The organism is Streptomyces sp. NPDC048637 (genome assembly GCF_040650675.1).
Lineage (GTDB): Bacteria > Actinomycetota > Actinomycetes > Streptomycetales > Streptomycetaceae > Streptomyces.
The window spans coordinates 21,397-41,972 of sequence record NZ_JBEZHQ010000028.1 but is presented as its reverse complement, the minus strand read 5'-3'; the positions used below and the strand labels follow the sequence as shown (position 1 = coordinate 41,972).

Here is a 20,576-nt window from a genome sequence, read left to right as displayed (position 1 = left end):
GGCTTTCGGGTGATTGTCAGTGGCGTGGTGCAGGGTTGATCCCGCAAGCGGCCGCAGCGATTTCCGGGGTGCCGGCCGCACACCTTGCGACGAGGGGGAACCATGTCCGGGAACAGCGTCGGGACGACGGACGACACGACGGACGACACGATCCATCAGACGGCCGGGACGGTGTCGGAAGGCGCGGGCGGCGAGGCACTGCGGCCGCATGCCGAGGTCAGTTTCGCGGCGGAGCTGGCGGCCCTGGCGGCGGCCGACGACCGGCCGCGGCCGGAGCGCTGGCGGCTCTCGCCGTGGGCGGTCGCGACCTACCTCCTCGGCGGCACGCTCGCGGACGGCACGGTCATCACACCCAAATACGTCGGCCCGCGCCGGATCGTCGAGGTCGCCGTGACGACCCTCGCGACGGACCGCGCACTGCTCCTGCTGGGCGTGCCCGGCACCGCGAAGACCTGGGTGTCCGAGCATCTGGCGGCGGCCGTCAGCGGTGACTCCACTCTCCTGGTGCAGGGCACCGCCGGCACCCCCGAAGAGGCGATCCGCTACGGCTGGAACTACGCCCAGCTGCTCGCGCACGGCCCCAGCCGCGAGGCGCTGGTGCCCAGCCCGGTGATGCGCGCGATGGCGCAGGGCATGACCGCGCGGGTCGAGGAGCTGACCCGCATCCCCGCCGACGTACAGGACACGCTCATCACGGTCCTGTCGGAAAAGACCCTGCCGATACCGGAGTTGGGGCAGGAGGTGCAGGCGGTCCGCGGCTTCAATCTGATCGCCACCGCCAACGACCGCGACCGCGGTGTCAACGAACTCTCCAGCGCGCTGCGCCGCCGCTTCAACACCGTCGTGCTGCCGCTGCCCGCGACCCCGGACGAGGAGGTGGACATCGTCTCGCGCCGGGTCGAGCAGATCGGGCGCTCGCTGGATCTCCCCGCCGGGCCGGAGGGCCTGGACGAGATCCGCCGGGTCGTCACGGTCTTCCGTGAGCTGCGGTCCGGCCTCACCGCCGACGGCCGGACCAAGCTCAAGTCGCCGTCCGGCACCCTCTCCACGGCCGAGGCCATCTCGGTGGTGACGAACGGCCTGGCGCTGGCCACCCACTTCGGGGACGGCGTGCTGCGCTCCGGCGATGTGGCCGCGGGCATCCTGGGTGCCGTGGTCCGCGACCCCGCGGCCGACCGGGTCGTATGGCAGGAGTATCTGGAGACCGTGGTGCGCGAGCGCGACGGCTGGAAGGACTTCTACCGCGCCTGCCGTGAGGTGAGCGGATGAGCGAGCGAACGGCGAACAGGGGTGGGCCGGTGCTGCTCGGGGTGCGGCACCACGGCCCCGGGTCGGCGCGGGCGGTGCGGGCCGCCCTGGAGCAGTGCACGCCGTCCGCGGTCCTGATCGAGGGGCCGCCGGAGGCGGACGGGCTGGTGCCGCTGGCCGCCCATGAGGGGATGCGGCCGCCCGTCGCGCTGCTCGCCCATGCGCAGGACGACCCCGGCCGCGCCGCGTTCTGGCCGCTGGCCGAGTTCTCCCCGGAGTGGGTGGCGATGCGCTGGGCGCTGGAGCACGGCGTCCCCGTCCGCTTCATCGATCTGCCCGCGGCGCACTCCCTGGCGGGGGGAGACGACGGGGAGACGGCGGAGGGGGAGACGGCGGACGAGGAGACCGGCGAGCAGGCGGCCGGCGAGCAGGCGGTCGGCGCCGGCGCCGAGGTGCGGATCGATCCGATCGGGGCGCTGGCCGAGGCGGCCGGGTACGACGACCCCGAGCGCTGGTGGGAGGACGTGGTCGAACACCGCGCGGGCGGGGCAGCTGGGGCAGCCGGGGCGGACGCGCTGGCGCCGTTCGCGGCGCTGGCCGAGGCGATGGCGGCGCTGCGCGAGACCTACGGCGACGGCGGCCATGACCGCGATCCGGTGCGCGAGGCCCATATGCGGCTCCGGCTGCGGGCCGCGCGACGGGAGTTCGGGGACGACCTCGCCGTGGTGTGTGGGGCCTGGCACGTACCGGCCCTGGCGCAGCGCACCACGATGACCGCCGACCGGCAGCTGCTCAAGGGCCTGCCGAAGGTGAAGACGGCGGTGACCTGGGTGCCCTGGACGCACCGGCGGCTCTCCCGCCGCAGTGGCTACGGCGCCGGAATCGCCTCACCCGGCTGGTACGGCCATCTCTTCAGCGCCCCCGACCGCCCCGTCGAACGCTGGCTGACCAAGGTCGCCGGGCTGCTCCGCGAGGAGGACTACGCCGTCTCGTCGGCGCATGTCATCGAAGCGGTGCGGCTCGCCGAGGGGCTGGCCACGGTCCGTGGCCGCCCGCTCGCCGGGCTGACGGAGCTGGACGACTCGGTGCGCGCCGTCATGGGGGACGGCACCGACGCCCCGTCCTCGCTGATCCACGACCGGCTGGTGGTCGGGGAGGTGCTGGGCGAGGTCCCGGAGGACGCCCCCGCGGTGCCGCTGCAACGGGACATCGCGCGCAGCCAGCGGACGCTGCGGCTCAAACCGGAGGCTCTGGAACGGGAGCTGGAGCTGGATCTGCGCAAGGAGACCGACGCCGGGCGCAGCCGGCTGCTGCACCGGCTGCGGCTGCTCGGCATCCCCTGGGGCGCGCCCACCCGCTCCCGCGGCAGCACGGGCACCTTCCGGGAGACCTGGCGGCTGCGCTGGGAGCCGGAGCTCTCCGTGCGGGTCGCGGAGGCCGGCATCTGGGGCACGACCGTGCTCTCGGCGGCCACCGCCAAGGCCGCGTCCGAGGCCACCTCGGCGACCGGCCTCGCCGAGGTCACGGCGCTCGCCGAGCGCTGTCTGCTCGCCGAACTCCCCGACGCCCTCCCGGTGGTGATGCAGGCGCTGTCGGACCGCGCGGCGCTGGACGCGGACGTGGGCCATCTCGCCCAGGCGCTGCCCGCCCTCGTACGGTCCGTGCGCTACGGCGATGTGCGCGGCACGGACGCCGTGGCGCTCCGCGAGGTGGCCACGGGCCTGGCCGAGCGGGTCTTTGTCGGCCTGCCACCGGCCTGCCCGGGGCTGGACGCCGACGGTGCCGCCGAAATGCGCGGCCATCTCGACGCCACCCACCAGGCCGTCGGCCTGCTCGGCCAGCCGGAGACCGGACGGCGGCCCGAAGGGAACGGGCTGCGGACCCGCTGGGCCGGAGTGCTCCGGTCGGTCAGCGAACGGGACACCGTGCCAGGTCTGCTCCGCGGTCGCGCGACCCGGCTCCTGCTGGACGACGGCGAGTTGGGCGACGGGGGAGCGGAGCGGCTGATGGGGCTCGCCCTCTCGCCGGGCACCCCGCCCACCGATGCCGCCGGATGGATCGAGGGCTTCGTCGGCGGTGGGGACGGCGGCATGCTGCTGGTCCACGACGAACGGCTGCTGGCCCTGGTCGACGGCTGGCTGACCGGTGTGCCGGACGCCGCGTTCACCGACGTACTCCCGCTGCTGCGCCGCACCTTCGCGGAGTACGAGTCCGGAGTGCGGCGCACCCTCGGTGAGCTGATCCGCCGCGGCCCCGCGACGGCACCCCGCAGCCCGGCCGGCGAAGCCCCGGACGCGGCCGTGCCCGGCTTCGGCCCCGGCCTGGACCGCGACCGTGCCGCGGCCGTCCTCCCCACGCTCCGCATGCTGCTGGGAATCGGACAGCACGGCTTCGACGACGGACCGGACGAGGCGGGGGAGGACGAGCCGGAAGGCGAGGCGGACGGCGGGCCGGACGATGCGGCGGGCAATTCGACGGGCAACCCGACGGAGGCCGCGGCGGAGGAGGTGCCGGGGGACACGCCCGCGCCCGCCCGGAGACGGCCCTCCGCCGCCCGGCGCCCTCCCGCTACCGGCCGGCCCGCCAACGAACAGCCGTCGGACACCACCCGGCCCGCCAACGACCAGCCGTCGGCCACCTCCTCCCGACCCGCCAACGACCTCACGGGGGCACGGACATGACCACCACGACACCGGACCCGACGACCGTGACCACGACCACCGCCCCGGCATCGACCACCGCCCCGGCATCGACCACCGCCCCGGCATCGACCACCGCCCCGGCATCGACCACCGCCCCGGCAACGACCACCGCCCCGGCAACGACCACCGCCCCGGCAACGACCACCGCCCCGGCAACGGCCGAGGACCCGGCCGCCACCCCGGCCGCCACCCCGGCCGCCCCCACCTCCGAGGCCGAACGGCTCCGCCGCTGGCGGCTGGTGCTCGGTGGCGGGGGCGCGGACGGGACGGGGTGTGCGCTCAGCGGCCGGGATGCCGCGATGGACGGGGCGCTGGCCTCGCTCTACGGACGGGAGAAGGGCCGCGGCGGCAAGGGGGCCGACGGCGGCAGGCGTTCGGCGGGGCTCGGGGCCTCGGCGCCCGGGGTGGCGCGCTGGCTCGGCGACATCCGTACGTACTTCCCGTCGTCCGTGGTGCAGGTGATGCAGCGGGACGCCATCGACCGGCTGGGGCTGTCCGCGCTGCTGCTGGAGCCGGAGATGCTGGAGGCCGTCGAGGCGGATGTGCACCTCGTGGGCACCCTGCTGTCGCTCAACAAGGTCATGCCGGAGACCACCAAGGAAACCGCCCGCGCCGTCGTCCGCAAGGTCGTCGAACAGCTGGAGAAGAAGCTGGCGCAGCGCACCCGCGCCACCCTCACCGGCGCACTGGACCGCTCCGCCCGGATCAGCCGGCCGCGCCACCGCGATATCGACTGGGACCGCACGATCCGGGCGAACCTCAAGAACTACCTCCCCGAGTACCGCACGGTCGTGCCCGAGCGCCTGATCGGCTACGGCCGTGCCGCGCAGTCGGTGAAGAAGGACGTGGTGCTCTGCATCGACCAGTCCGGTTCGATGGCCGCCTCGGTCGTCTACGCCTCGGTGTTCGGCGCGGTGCTGGCCTCCATGCGGACCCTCGACACCCGGCTGGTCGTCTTCGACACCTCGGTGGTCGATCTGACGGACCAACTCGACGACCCGGTCGATGTCCTTTTCGGCACCCAGCTCGGCGGCGGCACGGACATCAACCGCGCGCTCGCCTACTGCCAGTCCCGCATCACCCGCCCCGCCGAGACCATCGTCGTCCTCATCAGCGACCTCTACGAGGGCGGTATCCGGGACGAGATGCTCAAGCGGGTCGCGGCGATGAAGGCGTCCGGTGTGCAGTTCGTGACACTGCTCGCGCTGTCCGACGAGGGGGCGCCCGCCTACGACCGTGACCACGCCGCGGCCCTCGCGGCCCTGGGCGCACCGGCGTTCGCCTGCACTCCGGACCTCTTCCCGGACGTGATGGCGGCCGCGATCGAGAAACGGCCGCTGCCCATACCGGACATGGCGGAGCAACGGTGACAGGTACCCCGGGGGGACTTGCGTGGCACCTGGTTTCTCATGCAAGTATCTGCTCATCGCTCGATCGCCCGCGACGCGCGTGACACCGAGGACCTGTGCCTCGGGTGTCCCCGTCCGTATGGGAAGGTCCCCCCTTGTCTGCTGTGCTCGCCCTGCCTGCCGCCGTGCGCCTGCCGCGCACGGTGGCCGTGCGGCGTGCGCTGCTGGCCGGGCTCTTCCTGGTGGGCTTCGTCGCCCTCGGCTTCGCCTTCGGTCCCGGCGCCCACGCCGATGACCGCACGCGGAACGTGGACCTGCCCGGGGCAGCGGCCCCGGCGCGGCCCGCGGCCGAGGTATCCACCCCGGACCGGGCCGCCACCCGGGACGGGGCCAGCCGGCTGTCGGGCTCCGGAGCTGCGGTTGCGCAGCGGGGCGAGGCGTCCGGCGCGAAGGTCGCCGAGCGCACCCGCGCCGCGTCCGACGCGGTGGCCGAGGCCGTACGGCCCGCCGCCGATCAGGCCGCACCGGTCACCGGCCGGCTCACCGAGCCGGTGAGCCGCGCCGTCCGGGAGATCGGGGACACGGCCGGTGCCGCACTGCCCGTCCACCTCCCGTCCGGTGAGCACGGCGACCACCCCGGAGACGGTGGCACGCACCAGCACGGCCGTACGCCGGGCGTGGCGCAGCCGGCCGGTTCGCGGACCGCTGACACGGCGGACGGCGCTGCCGCCGCCGAGGCGGTTCAGCTCCTCGACGACCTGCGCAAGCCGGTCTCCGAGGCCCCCTCGGCCACCGTCCACGAGCAGCGGGCCCCGGGCCACCACGGCCTTCCGGGGCAGTACCCGCAGGGCCCGGCCGCGCCCGCCTCGCACACCGCCGGTGACGGCCACGGCCCCCGTGGCGGGGACCAGTACGCCGCCGTCACGGCGGACCTCACACGCTTCCGGCTGCTGCCCGGTGGCGTCCGCACGGCCGATGGCGCTCCGACGCGTCGGCGTGCCGAAGAAATCCTCGAATTCCCGGGCTAGGGCAGACCGCTCCGCGTCTGTAACTGGACCTGCCGCGCGGGGGCGGGACAGGTCTGCCCGTCAAACCTCTCCGAATTCGAAGGACTTCACCACCATGCGCTCCACCATCCGCCGTTCCATCGTCGTTGCCGCCGCCGCCACCGGTCTGTGGGCCCTGGGCTCCGTTGCCGCCAACGCCGCCGAGCTGCCCGTCGGCTCGGACCTTCCCGCCACCGGCACGGTCACCGACACCGCCCAGCAGCTGCCCACCGGCGACGTGGCCGGCACCGCCACGAAGACCGCCGAGACCGCCAAGAAGACGGTCGGCGAGGCGGCGGGCAAGGCCACCGGCGCCCTCGGCGGCGTATCGGCCGCCCAGGACCTGCCCACCGGCAAGCTGCCGCAGATCGGCGACGTGGCCGGTGCGGTCGACGGCGTGCAGAAGCAGGCCAACGGTGCCGGTCTGCCGGACACCGGTGAGGTGCGGAAGGCCGCCGACCTGCAGCAGGCCAAGAAGGCCGCCAAGACCGTCAAGAAGGCCGCCAAGGGCGCCGGCCTCGGCCAGGCCGGCCGCCTGACGGACGGCACGCTGCCCGCCGTTCCGAAGCTGCCCGCCACCCCGGGCGTCCCGTCCCTGCCCGGCACCGCGGGAGTCCCGTCCCTGCCCGGCACCCCGGCGCTGCCCAAGGCTCCCGCGCTGCCCAAGGCCCCCGGCTCGGCCGACAACCTGCTGGCCGGTCTCGCCGGTGCGGGCGTCCGTCCCGAGCAGCTGACGAAGCAGGCGCAGGGTGCGCTGGCCACCACGCGCCCGGTCGTCGACCAGACCGCCGCCGACGTGCTGCCGCCCGTCGCCCGCCGGGTCGTCGTCAAGGTCGTGCCGGTCGCCCAGGGTGCGGTCGGCGGTGCCGGTCAGCTCGCCGGTGACGCGGCCGGCCAGGCGACCCCGTTCGTGACCGTCGTCGGCGGCCAGGCGCAGCTGTTCGTGCAGGGTGCCGCGGCCGACGCGGTGCCGTTCGCCCAGGGTGTGGCCACCGACGCGGTGCCGTTCGCGCAGGGCGAGGTCGCCAAGGCTGCGCCGTTCGCCCAGGGCAAGGCAGCCGACGCGGTGGCGTTCGCCCAGGGTGCGGCCACTGACGCCACCCCGTTCGCGCAGGGTCTGGCCACCGTGGTCGTGACCGACGCACAGGGCACCGCCGGCCAGGCCGTCACCGGCGTGCAGGGCCTGACCCCGGTGAAGTCCGTGCCGGCCGTCCCCGCCGTGCCCGCCGTTCCGGCTGTCCCGGCCGTCCCGTCCGTCCCGTCTGTCCCGTCCGTCCCCGCCGTCCCGGCGAACGTGACCGACGCCGTTGCCGTCCCGTCCGCCCCCGCCGTCCCCGCCAACGTGACCGACGCCGTTGCCGTCCCGGCCGTGCCCGCTGACCTGGCCGACCTGACCAACGCCGCCAACATCCCGGCGCTGCCGGTCCTCCCGGTCCAGGCCGTCTGAGTCTCAGGCCGATAACACCGGCTCCCGGTCGCGGCGGCGGCCGATGCCGGAACACCCATGAACAGCCGGGCGGACCTCTGTGGGGGAGGGCCGCCCGGCCTTGGTGTATCTGCGGCCCAATAGGCCGCCGTTATCTACGAGTTGGGTACTCGCAGCCGTTCCCAGCTGACCCGCCCCGGCACCCCGTCCGCATCCTTGCCGCGGAAGCCGAGCTTGTGCTGCCAGGCCGCGTACGACGTGCGGTCCGCCTCGGTCCACTCGGGACCGGGGCCGTCCTTGTAGTGGTCGCAGCCCTCGGCCACCAGCCGTTCGCCCATCGCCGTGATCACCGGGCTGCGGGCCCCCGACCGGAAGAAGTCCCGGCCGGGGAAGGGCTCGTACGGCGGATGCTGTGGTTTCGGCGGCACCGGCCCCGAGCCACCCGAACCCGAGCCACCCGACCCCGAACCGTCCGCGTCCGGCTGGCCCTCCGCCGCCTTCGCCAGCCGCTTCTTGATCCGGCCCCGCAGGTCGTCCATCACGATGCCGCGCGGATCTACCTTGCCGGGCTGCCACTCCTTGTGGCCGATCACCGAGCGTTCGCTCCAGCCGTGCGCCCGGCAGATCGCGGCCGACACCTTCTCGATGGCGACCCGCTGCTCCTCGGGCCACGGGTCCTTGCCGTCACCGAGGTTGATGCATTCGAAGCCGTAGAAGTGGCGGTTGCCGTCGGTGTCGGCGGCGTTGTCCTTCGGCAGCTCCGCGTCCTCGTTGATCACCGCCCGCAGGACGTCACGGTCGCCGAGCCCGGCGTGGTTGGCGCGGCCGTTGCCGACGAGATGGATCTCGCCCTTCTTGTCGATCACGCCATGGCACAGCGGCCCCGGCAGATCGGAGCGTCCGTCGTAGCACAGGTCCACCGAGCTGCCGGTGCCCTCGGTGGCGGTGTGGTGGATCATCACACCGTGCATCGGGCCCCAGGGGCCCTTCGCGTTCCGGTTGTGCGTACGCCAGCTGCGGACCTCGTGGACCACCAGGCCCTCGTCGCGCAGCGCCTTGAGCAGCCGGCTCGCGGTCAATGGGGTGGCCATCAGGCGGTTCCTTCCTCGTCGACCGCGGCCTCGGCCGCGGCGGTGGTCTGCGACCTGCTCGGCGCCGGGCCCGCCGCGTCGTACGGCGAGCCGTACGACGCGTCACCCGCCTCCGCCGCCCGCGCCGCCTCCTCGGCGGCCAGCGCCGCATCGTCCGCGGCCGGAATGCTCGCGGCCAGCGGACGGAAGGCCAGCCGCAGATCGGGTTCGGTCTGCTCGCCGGCGATCCACGCCAGCGGTGCGAAGTGCACCGCGATACCGGACGGGTACTGCAGCAGCGGCCGGCGCGCCGGGTCCGTCGGCCACTCCACTGCGCCGGTGGCCGTACGGGCCGGGACCAGCCAGAAGTCGCCGGTGCGGTAGCTGCCGCCGGCCGCGAACCAGACCTCGACGCCGTCCTCCAGGGGCAGCCAGCCGCCCTCCTCGACCGGCAGGGCGCCATGCTTGAGCCGGCCGTCCCGGGCACCGCGCCCGGTGGTCCGCCGGCTGCCTTCGTGGTGGTCCCAGCGGCGCAGGAACGGATGCAGCTCGGGCCGCCGTCCGACGCCCGGCGCCGGTTCGCCCGAGAGCCGCACCCGGCGGCCCGGCAGATCGACCTCCTCCACCCGCAGCAGCGGCTCCGCCTCGCCCCGGCTCGTGTACCCGGTGTCCACGCACTCGACCAGGTCGCCGACGTCCAGATCCAGCTTGTCGTCGCTGCCCAGGGTCGCCAACTCCACCCAGGTGCCGTCGAGTCCGTCGACGGGGAAGGTGACCGACCCGTTCTCCCTGGACCATTTGAAGGTGGCGTCCTTCGCGCTGCCCCCGTCGTGCACCTCGACCCGGTAGAGCTGGTTCTCCGGACCCCGGTAGCGGGCGTCCGGGGCGACCAGGCAGGGCTCGTCGTCCGACTGGCCGGGGTGTTCACTGCGGGCCGCGAGACGGCAGCCGGGGGCGGCCGCCCGCTCCGCCCAGCGCGCGAACGCGGCGCGGACCTCGTCGACCGTCGGGTTGTCGGCCTCCAGCCCCAACTCCGCGGCGGGCAGCGGCAGTACCTGCCACACCACCTTCGCGCGGGCCGCGGTGTCCGGCATCGCGGAGCCCAGCGCGACCTCGCGCAGCGCCGGGTCCTCCGCAGCGGTCACCAGCCGCTCCCACACCTTCAGATAGACCAGATACGGGAAGGCGGTGGGCAGCCGGTCGCCGGGCCGCTCAGGGTCCCGGAAGCCGTCCGGCTGGTCCCAGTACGTCCAGGTGGCGGGCGGTGCGGCCGGCTCGCCGTCGCCGCCGTCCGGATCCTCCTTGCCGGCGCCGGCCGTGCCGTGCGCGGGCACCGGCACCCCGGGCTGCGGACGGGTCGCGTCACACAGGATGCCGTCCACGTAGTAGCGGCCGCCGCCGATGATCAGGTCGTCCAGCTCACGGCTGCCGCCGCGCAGTTCGATCCGGAAGCCGGTGGCGCCGCGCGGCCCGCCGTGCGGGCCGATCAGGTCGGCGGTGAGCGTACGGGCCTGGAACAGCTGGATCGCGGTCTGCTCATTGGCGTCGGCGTCCAGCTGTACCCGGCCCTGCTGGGCGACGACCGCGGAGTAGCGGCGCTCCGGCCGGTGGGTGAGGCGCGAGAGATCAGCGTGCATGGAAGGGGTCCCCCTCGTACGGGAAGTGCGGAAGGTCGGAGTCGCTCGGATGGCCGGAGCGGCGCGGCAGGCCCCGGTGGTGGTGCGGCGCGGGCGGTCCCCCCGGCACGCCGGGGGCGCGGGGGGACGGTCGGCGGTTCGCCTCGCGAACGGACAGCGGGCTCACGTCACACAACAGCCGGCTCACGTCACGAACACGATCCCCGCGTCGCTCCCCGCCGGTGTGTACTCCGCCAGCCGGGCCCGCAGGCTGTCCTCGCGCTGCGGCTGATAGAGATCGTGGTACGCGCCCATCTCCGCGCCGTCCTCCGCACCGCGCCGGACCGGGTCCGGGCCGCCCGCCGCCAACTGCCCGTACCACGGCGTCCCGTAGCGCTCACCGCGCAGCTGCGGCCGTACCCGCTCGGCGCCCCCGGGGCCCGCCAGGTCCGGCTGGCAGCGATGGCGGCGCGGGGTGCGCGACCCCGGCGGGACGTAGCTGAACCGCAGACAGCCGACGCCACGGCGGGCCACCCGCAGCTGCCCGGTGAAGATGCTGTTCTCGGCGAGCCGTACCGCGTGCGTGTGCACTTCGCCGATGACCGTGCTGCGGTGCACGGACAGCACCGCATGCGCATGCCGGCAGTCCGGCGCGGACAGCGCCGTGCGGGCGGAGCCGGTGGCGTCGAGGATGCTGTCGCGCAGATGGACCTCCAGCGGATCGGTGCTCACCTCGTCGCCGATCACCTCGACGGTACCCAGGATGCAGCGGTCGATCTCGACACAGGCGGTCGTCCGGTCCAGCACCAGGCTCGGCTCCTCGGGGGAGTGCGGAGTGCACTCCGGCTCCAGCGACCAGCCCGGCACCAGGGTGCAGTGCCGCAGCACCAGCGAGCCCATCGGGCCGGTGACATGGAGGCCCCGGCCGGTGACCAGCAGCCCGTCCAGCACCATCCGCGGCCGGTCACCCGGCGCGTAATCGCCTTCCCGCGCCCGGATGTTGAGCGCGTCCGGCCGGTTGCTGTACCAGTCGAGCAGCCGGATGACGGGCCGGGTGCCCTCGGCGGCGCGCAGCTCCAGCCGGTCGCCGGGGTCCAGATCGAAGTCCAGCTGCTCCTGGTAGGCGCCGCTGTGGGTGATCTCGATGATGCCGTCCGGGCCGCAGCGCCCGGCCCGCCGGTCGTGCTGCCAGGCGGCGTAGGCGTCCATGATCCGCTGGAAGGGCCGGTGCGGCCCGACCTGATAGACGGCGGCATCCGGCGCGGTCGCCCGCTCCCGCGGATACTCACCGCCGCCCAGGTCGTCCCCGAACCCGTAGTGGTAGTCCACCCATACGCCCTGCCGCGGCGCCGAGCGCGCACCGAACGCCATCCGGCCCAGCTCCGGGTCGACGGCGATCTGCCCGCGCTTCGGCCGGTAGCGCCAGTCGCTCAGATCGGCGACGACGATGTCGGACAGCGGGACGGGCGCCTCCTGTCCGTCCCGGCGGATCACCAGGCTCTTCCCGGGCCCGTAGTAGTCCGCGAGCCGGTCGTGCAGCTGCCGTCGGCGGATCGCGGCCGGCACATTGTCGAGCGTCGCGATATGCGCCGCGGACGGCTCCGGCTCCGGGCGGGTCAGCAGCGGGGTGTCATTGCCCAGGATCGAGAAGGTGTAGAGATTGCGGGCCCGGTCGATGCAGTACGCGGGCGCCCGGGTCACCGGGTACGGCTTCAGCCGCCACACGAACAGCCCGACCCCGGCCGGGGTGTAACCGCCTTGCCTGCGCGGGGAGCCGGCCCGTCGCACGTCCACCGTTCGGGCCACCGTCCCGAACGGCCCGCCCGCCAGGTCCAGCGCCGCGCCGTCCCGTACGTCCACCAGCCGGCCGCGCCCGCGCCGCCGTGCATCGGCGGCCCCGGTGCCCGCCCCGCCGTACAGCTTCACCGGCTGCTGATGGGCGACCAGCCGGGAGAGCTCCACCGCCCGCGCCGGCCAGCCCGCGACCGACTCCGACAGCTCCTCCAGCAGGGCCAGGGTGCCCTTGCGCCGCCGGTTGCCGACCGTCGCCGCCACTTCGCGGCGCGGCGCCAGCGCCTCGGCCAGCCGCTGCCGGGAGGAGTCCGGCAGCCCGCCGTCCCGCAGCCCGGTCGCCAGGACCCGTTCGTAGCCGGGCAGCGGACGGTAGCCCACCAGGTCGCCGAGGTACGGCAGGACCCATGGGGCGGCGGTCTCCACGAACCAGTCGTCGTACTGCTGGGCGACCCCGTCGCGGACCCGGTCCACCTGCTCGGCGATCACGGCCAGCAGCGCCCGCAGCGGCTCGCCGTTCTCGGCGTCGCGCAGCCGGTGCCACTGCGGAAGCAGCTCCGCGAGCCCGTCCGGCTCTCTGGTGGTGCTCATCGGGTCACCTCCGTGAGGATCAGGGTGTCCTCGACCTGCCGCGGGAACAGGGCGAGCTGGGCCGGCCGGATGCCGCGGAAGACGCACAGCGCGCGGCCCTTCGGCAGCGGCCGGGTGTCGGCGATGTCAGGGTTCAGCCGCAGGAGTTCGGCCAGGGTGATGCCGTAGCGGGCGGCGATCGCGGTCAGCGTCTCTCCGCCGTCCGCGGTGACCTCATGGACCCGCTCGTCGAACGTGGCGAGCCGGGCCGGCACCGAGGAGCGCGGCGGACCGTCGAACTGCTCCGACAGCCGGGCGAGTTCGGACGGGGTGACGGACGCCGGTACGCCGGTGAAGGCGTCCACGTCCACATGGTCGACGCCCGGCACGGAGTGGGCCGCCGCCAGCACCTCCGACAACTGTGCGGGCTGCCCCAGCTCCCGCCCGTCAGGGCCGAGCCGGGCCCACAGCGCCCGCCGGAGCCGGGGTTCGACCAGCGGCCAGGAGTGGTCGGGCGCCACCTTCACCTTTGCCCGCAGCAGGAGCAGTACCGGCTCGCGGACATCGACCCGGACCGGAAGCCGGGCATCGCCGTACTCGGCCAGCGAGGACCGCAGCGCCCGCAGCACCTCCGCGTCCGGTGCGATCGGGGTGTCGTCCACCCCCGCGACCGTCACATGCAGCACCTTCCGCCGCCCGTCGAAGAGTTCCCGGGCCGAGGCCCGGCCGATGCCGGCGCGGGAGCGGGCGAAGTCCTCGTAGTCCGCGAGCGAGACCAGCCGGTCCAGCGCGGAGACGGCCAGCGGAACGGTCCGCCGGGTCAGCCCCGGCCCGTCCGCATCCGCGCCGCCGCTCGCGGGCTGCGGATTGGTCACCCCGGTGACCCCGAGCGGCCGGGAGACCGGCTGGGTGATCCGGTGCGCCGCAACATTCGCCGCCCGGCCGGTACCGAACCGGTAGCGGGCCCGTACGTTGTCGTGGCCGCTCGGAAGCCGGGCGCCGTGCACCCCGTCGCCGAACGTCACCGTCGTCCGCCCGTCGCCCGTCGTCCCCCGCACATACACCCGCTCCCGCGGCCCCCGCCCGGCCAGACTGTCCACCGCGTGCCACAGCAGACCGTCGACCCGCACCTCCAACTGCGGGGCGGCGCCCAGGGGACTGTTGTCCGGCAGCCAGGTCAGCGGGGACTGCCAGAGCGCGAACGTCTGGTGGGCGCGCGCGGCATCGCCGCTGCCGACCGGCTCGTCCCGGCTCTCGCCGTGCGTGGCGGGCACGACATTGCCCTGGATGCGGACGGTGTCCCGGCGGTAGCGGTGGGCCAGGTCCGCGGTGAGGGTGAGCACTGTATGGACGTGGTCGCCCGGAATTTCGGGGTCCAGGCGCTGCTCGACCGCGGCGATCACGGCGAGTTCGGTGCCGCGGAGCCCGGCCGCCCCCGGGATGTCGGTGCGTTCGCCGGAGACGACGAGGCGCCGGCCGGGCAGCAGACCGTCATACAGCTCGGCCAGCTCCAGCTCATTGCCGTGCACCTCCTCGCCCAGCGGCTCGTCCGCCATGCGCAGCGGTTCGCCGCCCGCGTGCACGGTCGTGTCGCGGATCGCGGAGAGCACCACATCGTGCTCGTCCAGCCAGGGGTCGGCCAGGGTCAGTTCGGTGCCGCGCCCGGTGATGCCGAACTGGGTGTACGCGGCGGTACGGACCGCGGTCACCCGGGTCGTGACGAACGCCAGCTTCTTGTCGCCGGGGATGCCGTCCGGCCCGTCCGCGCCCTTACGGGGCCGCCGGATGGCGACCCAGCTGCCGACCGTGATGCCGTCCTGCACCGAATCCAGCGGCAGCACCGAGCGGTTGGCGGCCTCCGGGACCGTGGCGATGCCGATCTCCACGGCGGGCGGTTCACTGCCCGGGGTGCGGCGTACGGTCACCTCGTACTCGCCGTGCCGGATCTGGTGCTGCTCGCCCGGTGTGAGGTGCCAGGTCTCGGTCCGGCCGTTGTGCACCGCGACCGCGATCCGGCCCGCGTCGTCCGGGCGGGCCACGGACAGGGTGCGCTCGGGCAGGCCGGACAGCAGCCGGGCGGTGACCCCGGACTCCTGCGAGTCCGTCGGACGGCGGCCCAGCCAGCTCAGATCGTGGTCCGGGCCGGTGCGGGTGGACAGCTCGATACGGCCGGGGCCGAAGTCGAAGGGCCCATCGGACGGCAGATTCACGGTGCGCTGCACCGAACTGCCGGTCTCGATGTGCTGGAACTCCGCCTTCACCGGCACCTTGCCGGCCGTGTCGAACACCACCCGCATGCTGGTCAGCACCCCGCCGGTGAGCGGCCAGTCGGACTGCCGGATGACCCGGCCCTTGTCGTCCTGGACGGGCTTGAGCGGCGCGGTCGACCCGAAGGGCGCGGCGGTCACCCGCATCGCCAGCAGCTCCCGCAGCGCGGCCGGCACGGGCGGCGCCGCCTGCCGCCACGCCGCGTACATTCCGTCGGCGACCCGCGGATCCAGCGCGGCCAGCAGCCGTGCGGTCAGATCCGAGCCCGGAGCCGGGCTCCGCCCGGGGCCCCGCGCGCCGGACGGCGGGCGCACCACCCCGGTGCGGAGGGCGGGAAGCACGGCGTCGAGCGCCCGCAGCGCCGGGGAGGGGGCGCCGGCCGCCGCGGGGGACCGCGGCTCCGGCGGCACGGCCCGGGCGGGCGCCAGGTCCACCGCGCGCTCCCGCAGTTCCCCGACCACGGCCGCCAACTGCTCGAACCAGGCCGCGACCGCCTCGTACGGCGCGGCCAGTACCTGCGCCTCGGCCAGCCGCTCCTGCGGTCCGGCGAGCCGCCCGGCGAACGCCGCCGGGGTCTTGCCGGCCGCCCCGTCCAGGTCCGTGCGCAGCGGGGCCAGCACCTGGCGGTCGAAGGTCTCGATCAGCTTGCTGACGGGCCGCGGGTTGGGGGTCGCGGGAGTGGGGTGGTCCGCCGCCGGATCGTCCGGGTCACCGCCGTCCGCCGGCTCGGTGATCCACTGCCGCAGCTCGTCGACCAGCTCCTTGAGGGTGGGCGGCGCGGACTGCGGCAGCCCGAGCGCGGTGACGTCCTCGTCGCGGTCGATGCGTACCCGTGCGACCGGCAGCAGCAGCCGCGTGCTGCCGAAGTCGAAGAGCAGCTGGTCCCCGGTCTGCAGGGAAGTGGACGTCCCGGAGACGAACACCTCCGCGCGCCGGGCCAGATCCTCGGCGACGAGCAGGGCCGGGCGGCGCCTGCGGACCGTCAGCTCGTTCCAGGCCCAGCGGGCGGTCAGGTCCTCATCCGTCTCGAAGGTCTGCGACTCCTCGCCGGAGGCGCCGGGCACACTGTGGCTGCGCGACCCGCGCGGGATGACCACCGGCAGCTCCTCGGCCCGCGGATCGCGGTCGAGGGTGTACGCGAGGTGGGTGTCGGCCGCGACGCCGGGCCGTGGCCGGTGCCCGACCAGCCGCCCCAGCAGGGCCAGCGACCGGTGCTCATGGGCGGTCCGCAGATAGCCCTCGTCCGCGATCCGCTCGCTGTGGAAGGTCAGGACGTCACCCAGCACCGCCCAGGCGTCCAGCAGCCCGATCGCCGGGTCGTCCGGACTGCGGACGGTCAGCCCGCGCAGCGCCGGGTAGGCGGGCGAGGCCAGCCGGTCGAGCATGGCGGCCAGGAAGGAGCCGTGGTCGCCGACGCGGTAGTCCAGGGACGTACGCCCCGGCGGGTTGTAGCGGGCGTCCGGGGCGCGGCGCTCGTCGCTGCCGCCCTCACAGCCGCAATCGCAGTGGGAGGCACTCATCGGGCACCTCCGAGTTCGATGACCAGCCGGCCGTTCTCCGGCCGCTCCGGGTCGTTGTCGCACACGGCGATCTCCAGCGGGCCGAGCCGCAGCACACCGTCCTCCCGTTCTCCGTTGTCCAGATGGAACAGCCGTTGCAGCCGGGTCACCCGTACGCTCCCGACGCCTGGTACGGCCGCGGCGACCGCGGTCAGGCGGCTCAGCCGGACCGGCTCCCCGAACGTCAGCGCGTCCGGGTGGAAGAAGCCCAGCCGCCCGCCGGACAGCCGCCGGTTGCCGAGCACCCGCGTCAACTCGGCCAGGATCTGCCCGTGTTGATGTCCCGGGGAGGCACAGACCTCGATCGCGAGGTCCAGCGGGACCAGCCGGGCCGGCCCGACGACCAGGTCGTGCCCGATCCGCCGGTAGCGCTCCAGCGCCTGGGCGACGGACGCCAGCAGTGGGGCGCCCGGCTCGCCGGTCCGCGCCGCGTCGACGGCGACATGCGCCTCCTGCACGCTGCCGGTCCAGCGGATCTCGGCGGCCGCCCGCCGGACGCCGGGGAGCGCGGTCGCCAGCTCCGCGTAGTCCGCCGCGGTCACGGCGCGCAGCCGGGTCCGCCGGAGGTCGAGCGGGGCGAGCTGCCGCACCTGCTCCAGCGGCTCCGGCCCGGTCCCGCCGGCCGCGGGCAGCGGATTGCGCACCCCTGCCACCGGCAGCGGCTCCCCGGCGTCCGAAGCCGCCGGATCCCGGCTCAGCACCAGGTGGTTGATGGCCTCGGCGCCGACATTGCCCGCCGTACCGCCGCCCAGCCGGTAGCGGAGCTCCCAGCGGCTGCCGGGGACGGGGCGAGCGCCGTACCGCCCGTCACCGAACCGCAGGGCGATCTGTCCTCCCCCACTCTGGGAGGTACCTCCACCCTCCAGCTCGCCCACGAAGTGCCGGTCGCGGGGGCCGCTTTCGAGCAGGTCGCGGCGCGGGGTCCAGATGTGCGCACCGTCCTGGATGCGTACGGCGGGGAGCGCGGTGCGCGGATCGGGCAGCAGGGTGGCGGCCGGGCCGTGCAGCACCGGCTCGTCCGGATGCAGCCCCACTGCTTGGGCCGGGCCCCAGCTGTGGGCGATCTCCCAGGCGATCCGCCCGTCCAGCACCGTGCCCGCGCGGGCCCGTGCGGTCAGCACCTCCAGGCGCCGCAGCTTGGCGGCCAGCAGCCGGTCCCCGTGGTGCAGCAGTTCCCGCAGCGCCCGTACGGGATGCCGCCGCAGCTCCAGCCGCTCCAGGACCTTGAGGCCGAAGAGCACCGTCAGCTCGGCGACTTCCTCCTCCGACAGCCCGTCGTGGTCCCGGGCGCTGCGCCACAGCTCCACCAGCCGTGCCCGCACCCGCTCCGGGATGCCCGCCAGCCGGTCGGCCTGGCCCGCGGCCACCTGCGCGGGCTGCGGGAAGGGCACGGTCTGGGCGACGGGGGAGCGCGCCAGCACGGGCCGGAACCGCGGCACGATGCCCGGGTAGACGGACTGCGCGAGCAGCGTACGCAGCGCCTCGGCCTGTGCGTGAGCGGTGCCGGGGACGACCTTCCCCCAGCTGCCGCCGGGAGGTGCCCCCACCTGCCGCTGCCCGGCCTGCTCCAGACCGAGCCCGGCCCGTGCGGTCGCCTCCGCACCGACGACCGTGCACAGCTCACGGAGGTCGTCGGCGGTCAGCCGCCGGTGACAACTGGTCTTCTCCAGGAGGGCGTTGATGAGCCGGGCCGGGGCGTTGCCGCTGTCCTTGCGGTCGCCGCAGCCGAACGCGGGCGGATCGCAGGTACCGGGCACGGCGGGGTCGGGCGGCACGGTCACGGTCTCCGGGGTGCCCTCCGCCGTGGCCCCGAAGGTCAGCGACCGCCCGTGATCGACCAGCACGACATTGCCGCGCGCCACACTCACGTCCTCGACCGGCGCACAGTCGCGGCCGCCGCGCGTCGACAGACACAGCGGGAAGGTCAGCGCGTCCGCCGGCGCCCAGGTGACCTCCAGCACCGGCTGGTGGTCGAGCTGGTCGACGGCCGGGGTGACCGAGGTCAGCCGGACCGGCTGCCGGTGCGCCGGGTCCTGATCGCCGGGGGTGCCGGTACGCGGCCCCTTGACCTCCTCGAACAGCAGCAGGTCACCGGGGGACAGCCGGAGCGCACGGCTCTCGCACGCCTCGTCCGTCCACTCGTCCCGCAGCGTCGCCGAGGTCGCGCCCTTCGGCAGTCCGCACACCTCCCCGCCCCAGGTCCACAGGCGGATCGCCTGGTGCTCGGGCCGTACGACGAGCGGCGTATCGGAGACCGGCTCGAAGACCTCCACCGCACCGCGCTCGTCCAGCACGGCCAGGTCCCGGTCGTCGAGGACGGTGCCGGTCTCCGGCCGGTCGCGCGGGCCGTACGTCCTGATGTCGACGGCCGCAAAACGGAACTTCCCCGGAAGCAGCGTGAGTTCGCGGGTGGCCTCCACGGACACGAAGGCCCGCGCGCTGCACCCGTCGTGCATCGGATAGTCGATCAGCCGGACGTGGCGCCGTACGGACACCCGGCGGCGGGCGGTGTCGAGATACGCCTCGGTGGCCACCGCGTCCTGCTGGTAGCTGATCTGGTCCGCGGTGTACGCCAGCAGCTCGACCAGCGTCATCCCCAGATCGGCGGGGTTGCGCTCCACCCAGTCGGGGGTGGTCAGCCGGAGCCGGTCCAGCACCAGCCGGCGCAGGGTGTCGTAGTCGCGCGCGGTGTAGTCGGTGACCGGGGAGGGCCGGAAGGTGTCCGGGCAGTCCGCGGTTTCCTCGTCCACACAGTCGAAGGGGCTGGGGCAGTGGGGGTGAAAGGAGAACTCCGCGCTGAAGTACCGCTGGTCGAATCCCTCGTACGGGGTGCTGCCGGGCCGGCCGTACGCATCCGTCTCCACTACGGACAGCCGGTAGCGGGAGGTGTCCCCGGACCGGTCGAGGACGACCAGCAGCCGGTCGTCGAGCTCGGGGTCCTCCTCCCGCTCGACGCAGATCTCCCGCACCTCGATACCGGTGATCCGCCGCCCGCCGTCGATCCGGACGTTCTCCGGGCACAGCCCGTGCGGTGCCTTGCCGAGAAAGGTGACGGTCAGCGTCACCCCGTCATCGGCGACCTCCACCGCATCGATCCCGTTGAGCCGCGCCGCCCTGACCCGCCCGCGCCGCCCGTCCGCAGAGCACACCGACCCGTCCGCCGTGCCGCGCTGTTCCGTCATCCCTCGCCCCGCCCCTCGAACACATCGTCACGCCGGCTCGCGGTGGAGCGCACGACATAGCGCAGATACACCCGTACGACCTGGTCCTCGCTCACCACATCCAGCGACTCCACCTCGATCAGCTCGCCCAGCCAGCGCTGCAGCGAGGCCTGGACCGAAAGCTCCACCGCGGACGCCAGCTCCGGACTGTTCGGGGTGAAGACGAGATCCAGCAGCCCACACCCGAAGTCGGGCCGCATCACCCGCTCGCCGGGGCTGGTGAACAGCAACTGCTCGATCAGATCCCGCACATGCGCCTCGTGATCCGCATGCGCGGTGCGCCCCCGCCGGTCGATCCGGAACGGAAAGGCGACCTCGGTACGTACCTTCCGCACCGCCTTCATCGGCTGGACACCCCCTGATGGCCCTGCTGGACGGACGCCACGACCGGCGGGCCCTGCGGCACCAGCCCGGCGCTGAAACACATCGCCGCGGTGGTGTCCAGCAGCACCGGCACCCCGTCGGCCCGTACGGCGTCCGTGCCCGCGGCCGGCGTCCAGCGGACGCTCGTACAGGGCTGCGGCCGGCCGTCGACGGAGTGCGGACACCCACTGACCGTGAAAAGGTCCGCGGTGGTGGCCACGGGTGCGCCGTCGATCCGCACCCCTGCGCCCGCCCCGGCGGCCGCGGCGGACCACGCGCGGCCTCCGTGCGGGCAGCTGATCACGGCACCGCCGTGGACGAGATTCCCGCTCGCCATGTGTCCCCCG

At 74.5% G+C, this 20,576-nt stretch carries 12 protein-coding genes; 5 read left to right on the top strand and 7 right to left on the bottom strand.

The features are described 5' to 3' along the window. The first annotated feature begins 102 nt into the window (after positions 1 to 102). The 5 genes from AB0C46_RS28765 to AB0C46_RS28745 all read left to right on the top strand — a co-directional run bounded on the left by AB0C46_RS28765 (position 103) and on the right by AB0C46_RS28745 (position 7,792). The gene (locus tag AB0C46_RS28765) at positions 103 to 1,269 is read left to right on the top strand and encodes an AAA family ATPase (protein WP_362831350.1); all 1,167 of its coding nucleotides are present in this window, start codon (positions 103 to 105) and stop codon (positions 1,267 to 1,269) included. Beyond that, positions 1,266 to 3,929, top strand: a complete 2,664-nt coding sequence (locus tag AB0C46_RS28760; protein ID WP_362831348.1) for a DUF5682 family protein — start codon at positions 1,266 to 1,268, stop codon at positions 3,927 to 3,929. Before AB0C46_RS28765 ends, AB0C46_RS28760 begins: the two co-directional genes overlap by 4 nt. Then, positions 3,926 to 5,320: a VWA domain-containing protein gene (locus tag AB0C46_RS28755; RefSeq protein WP_362831347.1), complete on the top strand. Its 1,395-nt coding sequence runs from the start codon at positions 3,926 to 3,928 to the stop codon at positions 5,318 to 5,320. Before AB0C46_RS28760 ends, AB0C46_RS28755 begins: the two co-directional genes overlap by 4 nt. A gap of 134 nt (positions 5,321 to 5,454) precedes the next feature. Next, positions 5,455 to 6,327 carry a hypothetical protein gene (locus AB0C46_RS28750; protein WP_362831346.1) on the top strand — a complete coding sequence of 291 codons (873 nt, stop codon included), beginning with the start codon at positions 5,455 to 5,457 and terminating at the stop codon, positions 6,325 to 6,327. Positions 6,328 to 6,421: 94 nt separating this feature from the next. Continuing rightward, positions 6,422 to 7,792: a hypothetical protein gene (locus tag AB0C46_RS28745; protein ID WP_362831344.1), complete on the top strand. Its 1,371-nt coding sequence runs from the start codon at positions 6,422 to 6,424 to the stop codon at positions 7,790 to 7,792. A 134-nt stretch (positions 7,793 to 7,926) separates the two neighbouring features. On the opposite strand, the gene AB0C46_RS28740 is transcribed toward AB0C46_RS28745, so the two are convergent. The 7 genes from AB0C46_RS28740 to AB0C46_RS28710 form a co-directional block, all read right to left on the bottom strand. Then, positions 7,927 to 8,862, bottom strand: a complete 936-nt coding sequence (locus tag AB0C46_RS28740; RefSeq protein WP_362831343.1) for a peptidoglycan-binding protein — start codon at positions 8,860 to 8,862, stop codon at positions 7,927 to 7,929. Continuing rightward, positions 8,862 to 10,478: a DUF6519 domain-containing protein gene (locus AB0C46_RS28735; protein ID WP_362831342.1), complete on the bottom strand. Its 1,617-nt coding sequence runs from the start codon at positions 10,476 to 10,478 to the stop codon at positions 8,862 to 8,864. Before AB0C46_RS28735 ends, AB0C46_RS28740 begins: the two co-directional genes overlap by 1 nt. Before the next feature lie 183 nt (positions 10,479 to 10,661). Further along, the gene (locus AB0C46_RS28730; protein WP_362831341.1) at positions 10,662 to 12,839 is read right to left on the bottom strand and encodes a hypothetical protein; all 2,178 of its coding nucleotides are present in this window, start codon (positions 12,837 to 12,839) and stop codon (positions 10,662 to 10,664) included. Then, on the bottom strand, positions 12,836 to 16,606 hold the full coding sequence (locus tag AB0C46_RS28725) for a putative baseplate assembly protein (RefSeq protein ID WP_362831339.1): 3,771 nt from the start codon (positions 16,604 to 16,606) through the stop codon (positions 12,836 to 12,838). The genes AB0C46_RS28730 and AB0C46_RS28725 overlap by 4 nt, the downstream gene beginning before the upstream one ends. Then, entirely contained in the window at positions 16,603 to 19,827 is a 3,225-nt protein-coding gene (locus AB0C46_RS28720) for a putative baseplate assembly protein (protein ID WP_362831337.1), read from the bottom strand. The genes AB0C46_RS28725 and AB0C46_RS28720 overlap by 4 nt, the downstream gene beginning before the upstream one ends. Then, entirely contained in the window at positions 19,824 to 20,210 is a 387-nt protein-coding gene (locus AB0C46_RS28715; protein WP_362831336.1) for a GPW/gp25 family protein, read from the bottom strand. The genes AB0C46_RS28720 and AB0C46_RS28715 overlap by 4 nt, the downstream gene beginning before the upstream one ends. Continuing rightward, on the bottom strand, positions 20,207 to 20,566 hold the full coding sequence (locus tag AB0C46_RS28710; protein ID WP_362831335.1) for a hypothetical protein: 360 nt from the start codon (positions 20,564 to 20,566) through the stop codon (positions 20,207 to 20,209). The genes AB0C46_RS28715 and AB0C46_RS28710 overlap by 4 nt, the downstream gene beginning before the upstream one ends. Positions 20,567 to 20,576: the final 10 nt, after the last annotated feature.